The organism is Tessaracoccus zhenghani, assembly GCF_055326325.1.
On the sequence record NZ_JBUZNQ010000006.1, the window covers coordinates 1 to 17,427 of the forward strand.

Sequence of the window (17,427 nt, forward strand, 5' to 3'; positions counted from 1 at the left end):
GCCGGAGCTTCGTGAGCGTGCGATGCGGCTTGTTGCCGAGGCCAGGAGAGAGGATCCGGAGTTGTCGTTGAACGCGGCGGTGATCCGGGTCGGGCAGCGCGTCGGGGTCAATCCCGACACGCTGCGAGGCTGGTGCAAACAGGCCGCGATCGACGCGGGCGAACGTCCCGGAACCACGACGAGCGAGGCGCAGCGCATCAAGGCGCTCGAGGCCGAAGTGCGGGAGCTGAAGCGTGCCAATGAGATTTTGTTGGCGGCGTCCTCGTTCTTCGCGCGGGAGCTCGACCCGCGACTGCCGTGGTAGTTCAATTCATCGACGATCATCGTGACCGGTTCGGGGTCGGGGACTGCTGCAGCAGTCCCCTACCTACACCCTCGATTGTGAAGAGCCATTTTGGCCCGGCGTTGACAGAGAATCCGACAGTCCCAGATGGAGTGTGCATGAGTGCCTGCGGTGGCAGGCAGGGAGGTTCAGGCTGCCGTCGCGGCGCCGGTGGATTAGCCGAGAGAATCTTCGCCGTGCGGTAGGGCAACAGGATTGTGCGACGTAGCCTCAGCGGCAGAGGAGAGGATCCGCTCGAGGTTCACTAGCGCAGCACGTTCCGAGAAAATCTCTCGGTAAGTCCCAGACGCATTGCGTGCCAACTGCTGCCTCTCAGCTAGAGTCATGTTGGCCGCCTTTTCAAACGCCTGACGGAGGGAAGACACGTCCTCTGCATCTGCTGTAAGGCCCAGGTTGCGCAAATTCACTAGCTCTCGCACATCGCCCTGAACGCTCGTAATGACGGGCAATCCGTGCGCGAGGGAAGCTTGGAACTTTGATGGTATGGTCCCACGGAAGGTGGCTAGATCTTTTAGAGTTACCAGTGCGAAGTCCGCGTTGTCGTAAAGCTTGGACATTTCGTCGCGAGAAACACGTCCCATGAAGTCTACGTTTGTGGTGCCCAGCTCATCCGCGATCCGCTTCACTGCTGGCAGGGCCACTCCTTCTCCAACGATTGTTAGACGGACATTATGCTCGCGAGCTTCGTGTATTGCCCTGACTGCAGTCCCGAGATCCTGCATGTCGCCCACGTTGCCCCCGTAGAGGATGTGCACAGCGTGTTCTGTCCCGCGAACGGGCGAGGCACGCACTTCCGAACTGACCGTATGGCCTGCGGCCCAGTTGTAGACCAAGTGGGTCCTCGCTGGTCGTGCCCCCCGTTCGATTAGCGTCTTCACCATGGTGGGCGCGATGGCAATCACTCCGGCAGCATGGCGATACAAGCTTCGAAGCCAAGGATCAAGGAAAGAGGAGATGATCTTGGATGCCAAGCCATGTTGGACGAGGGACGATCCGGTTATTGAATCTGGCCATAGGTCCTGGACATGGAGAACGTACGGTGCGCCGCCTGTGAGCCGCCAAAGCCATGGACCCAATGACGGAGTCATCTGAGTGGCGTAGACGTAGACCACATCCGCACCAGTCGCAAATCTCCGGGTAGTCGCAGAGGAAAGAGCGAAGGATATATAGTTCAATATTCTTTTTGGGGCGTTCTGCGAATGGTCAATCCACAAAGGTACGCGAAGGACCATGACGGAGCCATCGGATTCCAACTGGCGCCATTTCTGCTTGAAACCATCATAGATGACGCCCTCTGGGTAGTTCGGAAAGCCTGTCACGACGCGTACTTCGTGCCCAGCCTGTGCCAGCCCATGTGCGAGGTCAGCAGGAATGTGCAGGCCCTCGGGGGGGTAGTACTGCGTCACAATGACAATCTTCACAGCCGCTCACTTTCCTTCGGCCATGGTGAGGCGTCCCAAAGCTTCGATTTCTTCTCCGGCAGTGCGGAGACAGCGTTCGACCTCGGGATACGCCTCGAAAGTAGGCTTGATCACCAGGCTCCCTGTGAGGCGCTGCAGAGACCGCTCCTGATGTGCGATGACGCTCAGCCAGCGTAGGAGAGGCACCGGAAACGGTAGCAGGAGGGTCCGCTTTCCCATCCCAGCCCCAAGGAACCGAACGAGCTCCGGTGTGGACAATGGTGCCGGATCGCCGACCAGTACCGGGCTCGCCGGTGTCGTTTGACTCTCGACTGCTGCCTCCAGCCAACGAAGGAGATTGTGCACAGAGACCATCGTCCGTGAGTTGTCGATCGAACCAAGGGGGAGAGGAATTCCGATCCTCACGAGTCTCACTAGCCGCCCGATGTTGCCTTTCACCCCGGCTCCGTAAACGACGGGTGGACGAAGGATCACAGCCTCCAGGCCGGACTCTGCCGCGATCTGCATGAGGCGGCGCTCACCCTCAAGTTTTGATAGGCCATAAGGGTCAACAGGCTGGGGCGTGTCCATGGCGCTGTAAGGCTGCCCGTCAGATTCCTCGCCATTGACCTTGATCGAACTCATGAACACGAGCCGACGCACGCCCTGTGTTGCGCACGCTTGAGCCAGGCGCTCTGTCCCGTACGCGTTAACTTCTAGGAAGGCATCGAGCGGGTCAGCAGCGGTGTCGTGCATAACGTGGACACGCGCGGCTAGATGTACCACCACGTCGACATCGCGAAGCAGTCCATCCCACTGAGTAGCCGAACCAATCGATGGAGCCTTCCTGACCTCAACGTTTGCTGGAAAGGTTGCTGAGGTCTGCCGGGATAGGGCGATCATCTCGTGGCGTTGAGACAGGGCTTCCACAAGGTGACGCCCCACAAATCCGGTCGCTCCAGTGACGAGTACTCTCATGCCATCGGATCCTTCTTGCCAGCCCGCAGCATCAGTTGGGGAAGCCCGAGGTAAATCACTACCAGAGCACCGATGACGACCCACGAGAGGGGCGCTGCCATGGCCGGACCACGCACGGTGATTAGGCCTGCGATCGAGGCGAGGAGAGTGAAGCATGTAACGAGGATCGAGGTTCGCACGTGCGAAAATCCTCCGTCGACCAACTTCTGGTAAACATGTTGGCGGTGCGGGGCGAACCACTTCTCTCGCTTCAGAAGGCGCTTGACTATCACTGTGGCGGTATCGGCGATGTAGATCGAAAGCGGGGCAGCGACGGCGGTTGCGGGCACGTCAAGAATGATGGCGGCGACCGCTGCACCGGCGATTGCACCTCCCAGTAAGTAGCTGCCGACGTCTCCCAGGAACACCCCAGGTGGGGTGAAGTTCCAAGGCAGGAAACTCATGAAGGCCACCGCGACGAGCCCCCCAACTGCTGTGAGCCATGGGGCGTCCGTCAAGGTCCCCAATAGGGCGTAGCTGGCGCCAACGATGGCACCGTGGAGGCTGGAGATTCCGTTGATGCCGTCCATGAAATTGGTGAAGTTAACATAGGCGGCGAAGGCCAGTCCGGCGAAGGGGACGAGCCACCAGCGCCCTTCGGCCAGGGCCGCAGTACACACAGCGGCCACAGCACCAATCGCCAACTGTGCCGTTGCACGGGTCGAAATGGCTACGCCTCGAATGTCTTCGATGAGCCCCAGGGCGCCAGTTAGCACCGCCGACGTCAGAACGACAAGAATCAACCACCGATCGAGATCGGTCACGCCGGTTACTGCGACAGCCCCGCCTAGGGTGAGCGCCGCGAGTTGTGCAACACCGCCCCCGCGCGTCGTCGCTCGCGTATGAGACGAGCGTTCATTGGGGATGTCAATGACGCCCACTCGGGCCAGTACCGGGTAGATGGCAAATGGGGCGGCCAGCGCTACCGCGGCTGCCACTGCAAGAGAGAGCAGAACGGACAGCGTCATGCGCGACGAGCCACCCTTGTGGATATGGCGGGCAATGGGTAGATGGTCGGGTCCGAATCGAGCATTTGCATCACGCCTTCATCGCTGTCAGCGGCAAGCTCTGCGGGGTTGAGCGCAGGAACCTGCACCTCGCTGATCAAGGGGTGCTCGCTCTGGGCGCCCGCCTCCACTGTGCTGAAGAGCACCTCGTGCATCTTCTCGCCGTCGCGCAGCCCGGTGAAGTGGATTTCGATGTCCTTCTTCGACTCAGCGATCATGCGCTTGGCCACGTCGAGGATCTTGACCGGCTCGCCCATGTCCAGCACCAGGACGTCGCCGGGGAGGCCGATGGCCCCGGCCTGCATCACCAGCTCGCACGCCTCGGGGATGGTCATGAAGTAGCGGGTGACGTCGGGGTGGGTGACGGTCACCGGGCCACCCTTCTCGATCTGGCTCTGGAAAGAGATCAGCACCGAGCCGCGGGAGCCGAGCACGTTGCCGAACCGCACGGACAGGTACGGCACCTGGTACTCGGTGGCGTACCAGGCCGTGAGCCGCTCCGCGAGGCGCTTGGTGCGGCCCAACACGCTGGTGGCGGCGGCCGCCTTGTCGGTGGAGATGTTCACGAACCGTTCCACGCCTACGGAGTAGGCGGCACGCAGCACGTTGCGGGTGCCCAGCACGTTGGTCTTCCATCCCTCGAGGGGGAAGCGCTCCAACATCGGGAGGTGCTTGAGCGCCGCCGCGTGGAACACCACATCCGGGCGGTGCTTGCTGAAGACGCGCTCGAGGGCGTCCTCGTCGCGGATGTCGCACAGCACCATGTCCTCGGTGTCGAGGAGGCCGTTGCCGTACAGATCGAGCTGCACGCCGTGCAGGGCGGACTCGTCGCGGTCCAGCAGGATCAGCTTGGCGGGACCGAGGCGGTGCACCTGGGCGGCGAGCTCGGAGCCGATGGAGCCGCCGGCGCCGGTGACGAGCACCACCTTGCCGGTGACGTAGTCGGCGATGGCGCTGATGTCGGTCTTGATGGGGCGGCGGCCGAGGAGGTCGGCCACGTTGAGCTGGCGCAGCGATCCCATGGTTACCTGGCCGCCCACCATCTCCCGCAGCGGCGGGATGATCAGCAGGTCCAGGCCGTGCTCCTCGCAGGCGAGGCTGAGGCGCTGGATGAGATCGGGGCTGGCCGCGGAGATGGCGAAGATGACGGCCTGGGCGCCCCGTTCCTGGGCCACCTTGATGATGTCCTTGCCGAGGCCGAGCACCCTGTGGTTCCTGACGCGCAGGTTGCGCTTGTCGCGGTTGTCGTCGATGAAACCGACGATGCGGTAAGGCGCATCCTCGGCGAGGTCCATGAGCGTGGCCACCTGGTGGCCGGCATTACCGGCGCCGTAGACGAGCGTCGGGATGGCGTTCGCCGCCGCGCTGCGGGGCCGGCTGTCCACGATAGAGCGGAAGACCAGGCGCGCCGTGGCCATGAAGATCAGGGCCAGGGACGGCAACGCCACTGCGGCTCGCATGGGGAAGTGGTCGGCCGCCAGGAGGAAGGTGGTGCCGTTGAGGACCGCGATACCGGCGACGGTGAAGCCCATGCTCGCCGCGTCAGCGAAGCTGCCGATGCGGTTGCGCCCGAGGTACAGCTGCGAACCCAGGCCGCCGATCACCTGGAGCAGCACGGCGGCAGCGGTGTAGATGAGCACCCACCGGGCCTGAACGGGCTCGAGCGCCGCGTTGCGCATCGACAGGAAGACGATCACCGCGAGCACCCAGGCGAGCGCATCCCACATGATCAGGATCAGGCGCCGGACAGCTGCGGGCATGCGGTACATGAGCGCGCTCAGAGCGTTAGACCCTCTTGGCTTGTTGGTTTCATCGTCGGCTGCATCCCATTCCCCCACGGGGCCTACCATATATCGCGTCCGACGGGAAGTGCCAAATTGTCATGAGTGCTTGGGCGGGAAAAGTCCCTAGCTGAACCACATTTCATGCTAAGCGACCCGACGCTTTGCATGCATTCGTCGTGTGGTATGCAGGTTCTCAGCACGCGCCCAATCGTAGACTGCACCCTCGCACTGAGGCGCTGGCCGCGACTACCCCGGTGGGGTCATCACAGGAGCCGGGCGTGAGTCGCATCAGCGTCGCGGAAGTCCACCTCAATGTTCAAGGCGACGCTGGATCCACCCGGGATCCAGCGGATCAGACCGTCCCTGTCCGCGGCCGCCCTGCCGCGATGGTGAGCGCTTGCGGGCAGACAGAAGCCGGCGGCCTGCTCCTCGCCCGTGTTCGAGATCCACCTGATCGCCAACGGAAGATGTTCGGTTTCGTAGCTCACGCACGCCGCCCGCCCGTCAGGTCGGGTCTGCATGAAGTGGGCCCATCCGTCGGCGTCTGGTGTCGGCCGGAGGATCGCGCAGTACTCGGGAACGATCCGTCGTTGGGGGTCGACGGAGTCCCCCTTGCGCAGGTCAGAGCGGATGCCTTCCAGATACGCGGCCGTCGCGGGCTCCTGTGCGGGGTGTGGAGCAAGTTCGAAGTGCTGATCGTCGAACGGGACCTGTTGGACGAGCTGCCCGCCCTCGAAGAGCGGCCAGTTCACGTGGCAGAGGTATGTGTAGCCGAAGGGGCTGCTGCGATGATTCGAGATCTGAATGTTGAGTTCGAGACCCGTGCCGTCCTCGCGGAGCGTGAGCGTTGGCTGGAACGTGACGTCGGCCGTATGGCTCACGCGGTGTCGGAACTGCCCGGTAACCCCTACCCATCCGTCACCGAGAAGGAGGCGAGCGTCACTGAAGAGGCCGTTGGGCAGTTCGCCGTGGTGCGGGTGAGTGTCCTCGGGCCCGGGCGCGCCCAGGCCCGAGAGCCCGCAATGCAGGAGGAAGCCGCCGTACGTCTCTCCGAACGCGGTTGACGCCGAAGGCTCGTCGAACGTGCTGATCATCGTCAGAGGCTCGCCGTCGACGCTGTAGCGCCACACCTGCTGCCCGCGGAATGGCAACACGATGAGTTCGACACGCTCGGTGACGAGCCGCAGCGCGGCTACGCCGGAGGCGTAGCGGAACGTGGACACCGCCACGCCGGGGGAGTCCAGCAGGGGCTGCTCGTGGGCCTCGAACATGGCCTCACGCAGGAGGATGCTGCGCAGCGGTGTTTCCATGGCGTCTCCTTCTGGGTCAGTCTTCGTGATATCCGGGAGTGGTGTAGAACGCCATGTTCGGCTGCCGCACATCAAGGCGCCCGTACTGGGCGACGATGCCCACGTCGGAGGTGAGGCGGATGCCGTACTGGACCTCGCGCGGGAGTTCGAACCCGCCCATGTCGGCAGTCACGTTGGTGCGCAGGCACCGCACCCGCTCCGGTTCGACGTCGACGGTGAACCTGTCAGGTGCTTTGTCCGCCCAGTACAGGGCCACCTCCACCCGGGCTTCCTCCGGGTTGGGGTTGAGGATGATGATGGACTCGTGCCCCTGCGGGTCCCCGTCGCCCGGGGGCGGCAGTTCCCCGTCGGGGAAGTACCAGGTCTTCTTGCCCGCCATCACACACCCACCCGCTGTGACTGCCGCTCCCTGACAAGAGTGGGGACGTCCTTCGCCTGCATGAAGACCGCCCCCTCGGCCTTGAGGCCCTCGATGAGGATGCGCAGCTCATCGATGGCGCCCGGACCCACGTTCTCGGTGATGAACGACTCCGGGATCACCGTGGCCTCACCGAAGTTGTAGCTCTTCTCCATGGGCCAGAACTCCCAGGGATGGATGTAGAAGCAGAGGTAGGTGTCGATCTGCTTGTCGTCGCAGAACTGCTTGAACGCCATCGAGCGCTCGAGCATGTACCGCCCGCCCTTGGTGCGGAACAGGGGCCATTGATCTCGATCTCGCTCCAGGCCAGGGTCCTTGGACTCCATCACCATGTCGGCGAAGTTCGGGATCTGCAGGACCGAAGAATCGCCCGGCTGGGTCCAGTCCTCGAGGCTGGAGAAGTACGGCGCGAACTGCTCGCGGTGGAAGTACATGGGGTAGGTGAGATCCGCCACGTAGCCCAGTTCGTCCAGGGCCCTCACCACTGCGGTGGAGCCCCACAGCCGGGGGCAGCGGAACGAGACCGGGCGGACCCCGGTGGCCTGCTCGACCAGCTCGGTATTGAGCCTGAGGCGGGGCAGCACCTCGTGTTCCAGGATCGGCTTGGTGCCGGGCAGGTCGAAGAGCGGGTCGCCGACGGTCTCGTGCTGCAGCGAGTGGGATCCCACCTCGTGGCCACGGGCGAGGCACTCACGGGCCACCTCGGGATGTGCCTTCACCGAATCCCCGGTGAACAGGAAGGTGGTGGTCACGTCCGTCTCCTCGAAGAGATCCAGGAGGAGCGGCGTGCCCTTCGTCAGGCCCTCGTAATAGGGCGTGAAGCTTCCGACGTCGGTCTCCATGTCGGTGCCGATGACCACGGTGATGGGGTTCTGATTCATGTGATTGTCTTTCTCTCTTGCCTCGTTGCGCATGTTGCTCAGGTGGTTTCGCCGAGATGGAACTCGGCATCGAAGAGGTGTGTCTCGCCGCTGTAGTGGCCGTCCATGCCGTTCTGGAGCAGTTCCCAGGCCTTTTCGGCGATCTGGTCCACGGGCTGAACCATCGTGGTGATGACGGGTCGCATGAATCCGTACGTGTCGATGTGGTCGAAACAGGCGACGGCGAGGTCGCTGGGGACCGTCATTCCTCGTTGGCGCGCCATCCGGACGGTGGCATAGGCCAGAACGTTGTTCTGCGCGATCACGGCAGTCGGGCGATCATCGCCCTCCATGATGGCGCCCACTTTGGCGTACCCGTCGGCGTACTGGAAGTTGGTGCGCACGATCCACTCCGGATTCAACGGCAGGCCATTTGCCACCAGGCACCCCTCGAACCCGTCGAGACGTTCACGAGCGGAGGATTCGCCGGCCGGCCCCACCACAGTGGCGATCCGGCGGTGGCCCCGGTCGATGAGGTGCTGAGTCAGGCTGTAGGAGGATCCCACGTTGTCGGCACCCACGAAGTTGCAGGCGAAGTCCCCCTTCGGCAGGTTGTCAACGAAGACGATCTGCTGGAGGAGCGATTCGGGCAGCGACGAGTACACGTCGGCCCCTGCGGTGGCGACTACGAGCCCGCCCACCGTCGACGAGCGGAGATGCGTGACGAAGGCCTCCTCGCGTTCCGCGTCCTCCCCGATGTTGAAGAGCATCGGGGTGTACCCGGCGTGGCTCACCAACCGGTCGATGGACTTGAAGAGGAGGGCGTAGAACTCGTTGCTGATGTCTGGCACCACTACGCCAAGTGAGTTCACGCGCTGCATTTTCAGGGCCTGGGCCATCTGATTCGGCAAGTAGTGAATCTTGTCTGCGTACGCCAGGACCTTCTCGCGAGTCTCCTCGCTCACCCGCCCCTTGCCGTTCAGGACCCGCGAAATGGTGGATTCGCTGACGCCGAGTTCGTTGGCTATGTCTCTCAGAGTGGGCATCTCTCACCGCCTTGGTAATGCACCTGTGGCTCTACTTGCGTTTCGAGTTCACGTCGATGAGCACCACCGTAATCAGGATGAGGCCCTTGACGATCCACTGGAAGTAGGTGTTGACGCCGATGAGCACCATCGCGTTGGAGATGACACCGATGAGGAAGGCGCCCAACACAACTCCGAGGACGTTTCCGCGGCCGCCGAACAGTGAGGTTCCACCGAGGACGACGACGGTCATCACCTCGAAGAGCATCGCGTCACCCAGCGTGGCGGAGCCCGACATCGTCCGAGCCGTCAGGCCGATGCTGCCCAACGTGGCCAGGAACGAACAGATGATGAAGGCCACCATGCCGATGAACTTCACGTTGATCCCGGACAGCCGCGCCGCATCGGCGTTGCCGCCAACTGCGTAGAAGCTCCGCCCCAGCTCCGTGTGCTGCGTGAAGACGTAGCATGCCGCCGTGACGAGCACCATCAGGTAGACCGGCACAGGCACCGAGAACAGGTACCCCATGCCCAGATAGTTGAGCCAACTCGGGAGCCCGCTGATGGGAAGCCCGCGCGAGTACAGGAACGCGATGCCCGTCAGAACGTTCATGGTGACGAGCGTCGCAATGAAGGATGGCACCTTGCCGTAAATCACGAACAGCCCGTTCACCATCCCCAGCACGATCGAGCTCAGCATGACCAGGAGGAGCGCCACCCAGATGCTGAGCCCCTGGTTCGCGACGAGACCGGCCAGGAGAACCGATTGGAGGCCGATGGCCGAGCCGATCGACAGATCCAGGTGTCCGATGAGGATGACGAAGAACTGGCCCAGCGCCACGATCGACAGGAAAGAGATCTGGCGGGCGATGTTCATGAGGTTCCCGAGTTCCAGGAACCGGTCGATGGTCACGGAGCAGATGGCGAACAACGCCAGGAAGAGGAAGAGGATCATCCACTCATTGACGAAGGCCCTCACGCCTCCAGAGAAGCGGGTGCTCTTCGCGGCGTAGGTTGCGGTGGCGCTGGTCATCTCTCTGCTCCCAACAGACTGGTCATTACTTCAGATTGGTTCAACCGGTCTCCTTCGAAGGAGTCACGGATCCGCCCCTCATAGAGGACGTATATGCGGTGCGATAGGCCGAGCAGTTCCTCGATCTCGGGCGAGACGAGGATCACCGACTTGCCCTCGGCGGTGAGGGCCGCGATGAGTCTGTAGATCTCGCTCTTCGCCCCCACATCAATTCCGCGGGTGGGCTCATCCATCAGGAAGATCTCTGTGTCGGCGATCAGCCACTTCCCGATGACGATCTTCTGCTGGTTCCCCCCGGACAACTTGGTGGTGGGCTGCCATAGGTTGGAGTAGCGGAGCTGAAGCGACTCCAGGGTGTCGTAGGACTTCCGCAGCTCAGCCTCGTCGTCCATGAACACACCCCACTTCTTGAACTTGCGCATCGAAGGAAGGGTGGCGTTCTTCCGGACATCCAGCGCGCTGTTCAGGCCAAGGCGCTTGCGTTCGTCAGGGATGAGGCCAAGCCCGTGCTGGATGGCTTTGCGCGGCGATGTCATGGAGACCGCTTCGCCGTTGACACGGATGGTGCCCTTCTTGACTTTGTAATCCCCGAAAATCGCCAGCAGTAACTCGGACTTACCAGCTCCCACAAGGCCGGCAATACCCACAACCTCGCCCCGGCGCACTTCCAGGTCCACGTCGAAGAACGTGTCGCTGGTAAGCCCTTCCACCTGCAACACCACGTCGTCGCCCGGGGGGTTGAGGGTGGGGTACACCTGGCTCAATTCGCGTCCCGCGATCAGTTCGACGAGCTTGGGCTTCGTCAACTCGGTCACGTCCCCGGTCCTGATGTGGCGGCCGTCCATCAACACCGTGTAACGATCACAGACGCTGAAGATCTCATCCAAACGGTGGGAGATGTAGATGATGCCCTTGCCGTCTCGTTTGAGGAGCTCGACGATGCGGAAGATGTTCTCGATGTCGTTCTCGGGCAGCACTGCGGTCAGCTCGTCCAGGATGATCACCTGGGCCTCCTGGGACAGCGCCCTCGCCAACTGCACGAGTTGTTTCTCGGCGGTGCGCAGGTACTTGACGGGCACGTCGAGGTGGATGTCAACGCCCAGGTACGTGAGCAGTTCAGCCGCGCGGGCACGCTGGGCGCGTCGGTCGATGAACGGCCCACGCTTCGAGTAGTTGCCGACGTAGATGTTCTCCAGCGCGGTCATCTCCTCCATCAGTTGGAACTCCTGATGGACCACGGCGATCCCTAGGGCCTGCGAGTCCCGCACGTCATAGTGCTTCGGGACCCTCTCTCCTCCCACGAACAGCTCGCCTGAAGTGAGGGTGTTCTCGCCGATGATGCACTTGGCCAGGGTGGACTTTCCCGCGCCGTTCTCGCCGACCAGCGCGTGGCATTCGCCGGGGCGCAGGTCGAACGAGACGCCGTCAAGGGCCAGTACCCCGGGAAATTCCATGCGGGCGTTGCGGATCTCGACCAGCGGCGTGGTGATGATCTCCTGGGGGGTCACTTCTTGCGCGACCGCGCTCATGATGCGTCCTTGTCTGAGAGCCAGAGCCACCCCAGCGCTTCGATGCCGGAGCAGATGATGTCGTCGTCCGGGTGCTCCGGGTGACGGATGTTGTGGATGAGCCGCTTCATCTCGTGGTACGGCATCATGCAGCTGCGGACCCCGGTCCATCCCACCGGCATGAGATCGAAGAACATCTCTTTGGCGATGTCGAAATCGCGCTCGTTGAGATGGAGCACCTCCTCCAGGAGAAGGTCTCTCTTCTCGGGATCGCGCTCGCGTTCGTAAGCCAACGCCGCCAGGACGAGGTCATAGATGACCCGGTTGCGACGCTCGGCGTTCTCAAGGCGATCGAAGTGCTTCGACCACACCTTCAGGCGCGGGTTGTCCTGCAGCTCCGCCCGGATCGCCCGGATCTCTGCCAGGAGCGGCTCGTGGTTGGCGACGGCCTGCTCGATGCGGGGGATGTCTGCGTCGGTCATCTTGTTCGACTGGAATGGGAACGGCGTCGTGTAGAGGGGGATCTGGCTCTCGTGGATGGTGAGGATCTCCCGCATGACCCGCAGCACGCGGGCGCCTAGGGCCGGGCCGAAGGTGGTGGTGCCCACGCGGTCGAAGAACTCGTCCTGTTCCAGCCGTGAGCCCCAGCCGTAGTTGCCGTGCGCGAAGAGATGCACGAACAGGCCGAACCATTCGAAGATGTAGCCGTTGATGCCGTGGACATCGGCCTCCACGCTGCCGATGTGCTGCTCGATGTCTCGTTCGATGACCTGGACGTTGGGCTCGTCCTCGTAGCGGATCATGTTGGACTCGAACGTGCGGTAGAGGCGGCCCATCGTCGAGGTGATGGAGTTGGACTCCGTGTCTCGCGCCCAGATCCGGTGCTTGCCGAACGCCTTGACCCACTTCTGGAACTCCGTCGGGGGCACATAGAGCGCAGGGGCCCAGAACAGCACGATGTCGTCCGGCAGGGCGTGGGCGGTGGCCTGGAGCCACGCGGGGTCCTTCTCGAGGGGTGGCTGGCGGAAGGCCCGGATCCCGATGATGATGTCCGGGTTGACCTGTCGCACCTCCTCCCGGATCTTCATCAGCAGCTCCAGGTTCGCCTGGTGCTTCGCTTCGCCGGGCGTGTCCGCGTGCTGCCCCCACCGCTCGGTGCAGCGTTGGCAGGTACAGAACCAGAAGCCCTCCTCGCTCTCCTCCAGGGTGTAGCCGTCGAAGCCGAGTTCGGCGATGCGGCGCATCGCGGTGAGGATGTAGCTGACGGACTCCTCGTCCGAGAGGCACACCGAGTCGAAGTCGTTGAGGAAGTCGCTGCCGGCCGGGGGGATCATCCGCTTCTCGGGGTGCGCGATGGTCCATCCGCCGTTGTAGGAGTTGAGGCCCACGTAGGCCATGATCTTCACACCCATGCGATGGGCGAGTTCGATGAAACGCGGCAGGTAGTTGTCGGCAACGTTGGGGTGGGAGTACTTGACCTTGATGAAGCGCCCGTTCTCCTGGTTCCACACCTCGACGGGGATGTCGGTGAACGAGGTTTCGGGATACTCAGGGAACTCGAAGGGCCAATAGCCGTACATCACCATGTTCAGCTGGTTGATCTTCTGGTCCACGCACTGATGCAGGAACAACTCCCATTCGTCGTAGCCCCACAGCTGCATGTCGAACCCGATCCGTCCGTAGCCGGCGTACCAGCTGAAGGTGGGTGCGACGGCGCGCACGGGGATGGAGGGGTAATCGACCATGAGGCAGGTGGGCAGCGAGAGGGTGCCGGGCGGGTTGTCACCGCGCACCTCGCGCTCGGCGAGGAGCTGCTTCAGTGAGGTGAGGCCATTGATCAGTCCGTCCCTTGCCTGGGCCGAGAGCCTGACTCCGTCGTCCCGGATGTCCAGAACGTAACCCTGCTCCGCGAACATCTCCGGCTTGGCCAGGTTCACTGCCGCGTCCTCGATACTGCCCTGGTGCACGTGGACGGGGAACGCGTCAGGGGCATCGGCGAAGATGCCCGGGTAGTTGTGGAAGCGGAGCACCGCGAGATCCCGGACCTCGTCGGGCGTCAGCGCGTCCACAGCCTCGGCCGTCAGCCGCAGACGGGTGAAAGCTCGCGTGGAACCGTCGTGGTGAATGAGGTGTTTGGGCTCGGGCAGGATGCTGATCATGGCGGGAAACCTTTCATGGATGGGAGGGTGGCGGGCGGGATTCGCGGGAATCCCGCCCGCCCACACGGCGGCCGGTCAGCCCAGCCAGCTCCAGTTCTGCCAGTCGTAGTCGGCGACGTTGGCCGGCGTGATGGCCTCAGGCTTGGGGAGGTCGTACTGCTCGGGCATCTCTTCGCCCTCGGCCATGGACTTCCACAGGGCGTCCATCGCGGTGTAGCCCAGCACGACGGGATCCTGGAGAACCTCTCCGATCCACGACTCGTTACCGTCCTGGATGTACTGGAGGACTTCCTTGTCGCCCGCGATACCCACGAACTTGATCTCGGCTGCCCGGTTGGCGCCGACGGCGGCGTTGTAGGCACCGATGACCTCAGCGTCGTTGTGGCCGGCCACCAGGTCAATGACCGGCTCGCGCTGCAGGACGTTCTCCATGAGGCTCTGCGCAGAGTTGCGGTCGCCACCGCCGGTGTCGCCCTCCTCAATGATCTTGGCGTCCGGGAAGGCCTCGAGAACGACCTTGCTGAAGCCCTCGAAGCGGTCGATGCTGACCTCGCCCGAGGTGGGGACGGAGATGTAGACGATGGTCGGGTCCTTTTTGCCGGCGCTCTCGAAGTAATCGACGGCAACCTGGCCCGCCGTTTCGCCCAGCGCCACCATGTCGTGGCCCACGAAGGTGTTCCAGACGGCGTCCGCCGGGTCGTCGGGCTGCTGCGGGTAGTCACCCACCACGAACTGGGTGCCGTTGCGCTTGTGCAGGTCGACCATGGTGGGGATGATGGCGCGGGAATCCGTGGGGAAGACGACGATGCCCTTGGCGCCTGCGGCAACGAGATTCTCCAGGTTGGAGATGTTGGTCTGGATGTCCTGCTGGCTGTCTTCGAACTGGAAACGGACCTTCGCCTCGGGGTTCTCCTCGGCCCACTTCTCCATGCCTTCCTGAGCGCCCAGGAACCAGGCGTACTGGAGGGTGAAGATGCTGCCGCCGATGAGGGTCTCGTCCTCGCCGAAGACGTGCCCGTCCGAGCCTGCTGCCTCGGTGGTGCTGGTCGTCGTGCCGTTGGCGGGTTCGGTGGCCGTGGGGTCGCTTGTCGCGTTTCCGCAGGCCGTGAGGGTGAGGGCGCCAGCGGCCAGCATGGCCACTGCTGCAGACTTGAGTCGCATAACTGCTCCATTCATGAAATGGGTGGCGGGTCGGCTTCGGACCAACCCAGAGGTAGTGGCCGTGGAAGGGTGCTCCCACGGTCTGGGTGCGACAGGAGGTTTCCGGTCGGGGAACGATCTGACCGCCGTCGTTGGCAGGCTTCCTCGTCCGTTACGTGCGGTCCTGGCGGACCTGGCTAGGTGCCCTTCGCTGTGTCGGGCGTTGTGCCTTGCGGTGCTGCATTGCTCTGCAAGGAGCTTGGAGGGTGCACCTTCTCAGATGCGGGCGATGGGGCTGGTGTGCGGCCTGGGGGGCGGCCGCACACCAGCGGACTCAGATACCGACTTCGTAGATCGTGCCGATCTGGTTGGCGAGGAAGTCCACTCCGCCCTCACGGACCACGACCGGCTTCTCCCAGCGGACGCCGAAGTTGGACCCGATGCCGAACGTGTCGAGCTGGAAGGTCATGTTGGGCTTCAGGGTGTACTCGGAGCTGGTCTCCATCCACGGTGCCTCCACCTCGGTGAGGCCGAGGCCGTGAGCAGGGCCGTAGACGTAGGCGTCCTTACGGCCGGCGTCCAGGAACTTCTGCTCGTAGTCGCGGGCGATCTCGCCGGCGACGCGGCCGGCCGCGAATTCACGCTCCGTCCACATGTGCATCTCGAGGATGAAGTCCACGATGTCCTTCTTCTCGCCCTTGAGCGGGCCGAGGGAGATGGGCAGCCCGATGGCGGGGCTGTAACCATCCACCGCGGCAGACAGGTTGAGCTGGATGATGTCGCCCGGCTTGAGGACCCGATAGCCGGAGCGGGAGATAGCGTGCTTGGTGCTCTCCTCGGCGAAGCAGTACTGGGGGAGACCCTCGTACTCCGCACCGTTCTCGTACATCGACTTCTGCGCCACGCCGACGAGCTGGAGTTCGGTCATTCCCGGGCGGATGGCGGCGATGACGTCTTGGACGGCGAGATCGGTGATGCGGCCGGCCTCCCTGAGACAGGCCACCTCCGCGTCGGACTTGACCGAACGTAGCTCAACCATGATGTCGCGGGCGTCGACGAGTTCCGCACCGGGGAAGTTGCTCTGGAGGGAGTTCCAGACCACCACGTTGGTGTCGAGAATCGAGCACACGCCAATACGCAGCTGCTGGCCACTGATGCCGAGGTGGCCGAAGACGTCCTGGAACGTCTGGAGGCTGAGGTGCGGATAGGCGGGGTCCGCGGCTTCGCGGTACTCCGCCAAGACGAAGATGTCCTGGATTGCGGCGGTGTCCTTTGCGAAGATGTCCGACTCGGGGCCCACGAGCAGCGCCGTCTTGCCATCGGGGTTGATGGCGACACCCGCGCGCTCGAAGACTGGCCAAAAACCACTGAAGTACCGGGCGTTGGCGTAATCGGCCTCGTTTCCGTAGAGGAGCAGGGCATCCAGGTTCCGCTCTCGCATCAGCTCTCCGGCGCGCTTGGCCCGATCAGCGTATTCGCTGGCTGGGATCCGGATTCTTTCCACGACGTGATCTCCTTTGATTCGTCCGACTTGGGACAACTTCGTCCAGTTGCACAAACGTTTGCGCAACGTCGTGACGCCAACGTTAGGACACGCCTTCCAGGGTTGTCAACCAGTTTGAGCAAACGATTGTCCCGCAGGGCAAATTGATTTCGTCGCGAGGGTGATCGGGAAACGGGTTTCTACTCGAAGGGCAGTTCGGTGGTGCCGTGGATCTCTTCCCAGTCGTCGACGAAGCGGTCCACGGCCATGATGATGTCGGGGGCGGACAGCGCCTGCTGCAGCAGTTGCGGGGAGAGCGTGACCGCGTCGGCGCCGCTCTGCAGCGCGTGCGACACCTGGGCGATGTTCTTGAAACTGGCGGCCATGATCTTGCTCGGGGCGTCGAACCGCTTGATGAAGCCTGCCAGGGCCTCGATTGTCTCGCGGGTGTTGATGTCGATCGACTGCATCCGGTTGTAATACGGGGCCAGGTAGTCGACACCCGACGCGATGGCCAGGAACCCCTGCGTCTTGGAGTAGATGGCGGTGGCGGTCACCTTCACGCCCTCGCTCTTGAGGATGCGCATGGCGTGGAGACCGGCCTCGGTGAGCGGGATCTTCGGGTAGACGTTGGCGTCGATCTTGTCCAGCAGGCGGTGGGCCTCGTCCACCATGCCCTGGGTCTCCTTGGACAGCACCTGGACGTGGAGGGTGCGGTTGGGGCCGATGATCGAGCGGATCTGGCGGAAATGCGCGTAGAAGTCGATCTTGCCCTCGGCCTTGAGGATCGACGGGTTGGTGGTCACCCCGGTGACAGGGTAGATCGGCGTGAGCCGCTCGATGTCGTCCAGGTTGGCCGTGTCGAACAGGATGTCCATGACTGTGCCTTTCGGGTGAGGGGTGCCCTGGTGATATCCAACCACGCGGCCAGCGGCTTCGC

At 63.2% G+C, this 17,427-nt stretch carries 14 protein-coding genes and 1 pseudogene; 1 reads left to right on the forward strand and 14 read right to left on the reverse strand.

Annotated elements, in window-relative coordinates; genetic code table 11:
* Positions 1–112 precede the first annotated feature (112 nt).
* Positions 113–286: pseudogene (locus ACZK4S_RS12230) on the forward strand (transposase); the annotation flags it as partial.
* A 212-nt stretch (positions 287–498) separates the two neighbouring features.
* On the opposite strand, the gene ACZK4S_RS12235 reads toward ACZK4S_RS12230, so the two are convergent.
* The 14 genes from ACZK4S_RS12235 to ACZK4S_RS12300 form a co-directional block, all read right to left on the reverse strand.
* On the reverse strand, positions 499–1,764 hold the full coding sequence (locus ACZK4S_RS12235; protein WP_463644445.1) for a glycosyltransferase family 4 protein: 1,266 nt from the start codon (positions 1,762–1,764) through the stop codon (positions 499–501).
* A 6-nt stretch (positions 1,765–1,770) separates the two neighbouring features.
* A complete protein-coding gene (locus tag ACZK4S_RS12240) occupies positions 1,771–2,721 on the reverse strand; it encodes an NAD-dependent epimerase/dehydratase family protein (RefSeq protein WP_463644446.1) in 951 nt (316 codons plus the stop codon).
* Positions 2,718–3,728: an MraY family glycosyltransferase gene (locus tag ACZK4S_RS12245; protein WP_463644447.1), complete on the reverse strand. Its 1,011-nt coding sequence runs from the start codon at positions 3,726–3,728 to the stop codon at positions 2,718–2,720. The genes ACZK4S_RS12240 and ACZK4S_RS12245 overlap by 4 nt, the downstream gene beginning before the upstream one ends.
* Positions 3,725–5,527, reverse strand: a complete 1,803-nt coding sequence (locus tag ACZK4S_RS12250) for a polysaccharide biosynthesis protein (protein ID WP_463644448.1) — start codon at positions 5,525–5,527, stop codon at positions 3,725–3,727. Before ACZK4S_RS12250 ends, ACZK4S_RS12245 begins: the two co-directional genes overlap by 4 nt.
* 287 nt (positions 5,528–5,814) lie before the next feature.
* Positions 5,815–6,861, reverse strand: coding sequence for a DUF4432 family protein (locus tag ACZK4S_RS12255; RefSeq protein ID WP_463644449.1), 1,047 nt, complete (start codon positions 6,859–6,861; stop codon positions 5,815–5,817).
* 16 nt (positions 6,862–6,877) lie between these two features.
* Entirely contained in the window at positions 6,878–7,240 is a 363-nt protein-coding gene (locus ACZK4S_RS12260) for a sensory rhodopsin transducer (protein ID WP_463644450.1), read from the reverse strand.
* The gene (locus ACZK4S_RS12265; RefSeq protein ID WP_463644451.1) at positions 7,240–8,160 is read right to left on the reverse strand and encodes a polysaccharide deacetylase family protein; all 921 of its coding nucleotides are present in this window, start codon (positions 8,158–8,160) and stop codon (positions 7,240–7,242) included. Before ACZK4S_RS12265 ends, ACZK4S_RS12260 begins: the two co-directional genes overlap by 1 nt.
* Before the next feature lie 38 nt (positions 8,161–8,198).
* A complete protein-coding gene (locus ACZK4S_RS12270) occupies positions 8,199–9,185 on the reverse strand; it encodes a LacI family DNA-binding transcriptional regulator (protein ID WP_463644452.1) in 987 nt (328 codons plus the stop codon).
* A gap of 31 nt (positions 9,186–9,216) precedes the next feature.
* Positions 9,217–10,197 carry an ABC transporter permease gene (locus ACZK4S_RS12275; RefSeq protein ID WP_463644453.1) on the reverse strand — a complete coding sequence of 327 codons (981 nt, stop codon included), beginning with the start codon at positions 10,195–10,197 and terminating at the stop codon, positions 9,217–9,219.
* The gene (locus tag ACZK4S_RS12280; RefSeq protein ID WP_463644454.1) at positions 10,194–11,726 is read right to left on the reverse strand and encodes a sugar ABC transporter ATP-binding protein; all 1,533 of its coding nucleotides are present in this window, start codon (positions 11,724–11,726) and stop codon (positions 10,194–10,196) included. The genes ACZK4S_RS12275 and ACZK4S_RS12280 overlap by 4 nt, the downstream gene beginning before the upstream one ends.
* Entirely contained in the window at positions 11,723–13,864 is a 2,142-nt protein-coding gene (locus ACZK4S_RS12285) for a glycoside hydrolase family 20 zincin-like fold domain-containing protein (protein WP_463644455.1), read from the reverse strand. Before ACZK4S_RS12285 ends, ACZK4S_RS12280 begins: the two co-directional genes overlap by 4 nt.
* Positions 13,865–13,939: 75 nt before the next feature.
* Positions 13,940–15,025, reverse strand: coding sequence for a sugar ABC transporter substrate-binding protein (locus ACZK4S_RS12290; protein WP_076062631.1), 1,086 nt, complete (start codon positions 15,023–15,025; stop codon positions 13,940–13,942).
* A gap of 313 nt (positions 15,026–15,338) precedes the next feature.
* Entirely contained in the window at positions 15,339–16,508 is a 1,170-nt protein-coding gene (locus ACZK4S_RS12295; protein ID WP_463644456.1) for a M24 family metallopeptidase, read from the reverse strand.
* A 179-nt stretch (positions 16,509–16,687) separates the two neighbouring features.
* Positions 16,688–17,365: a fructose-6-phosphate aldolase gene (locus ACZK4S_RS12300; RefSeq protein WP_463644457.1), complete on the reverse strand. Its 678-nt coding sequence runs from the start codon at positions 17,363–17,365 to the stop codon at positions 16,688–16,690.
* Positions 17,366–17,427: the final 62 nt, after the last annotated feature.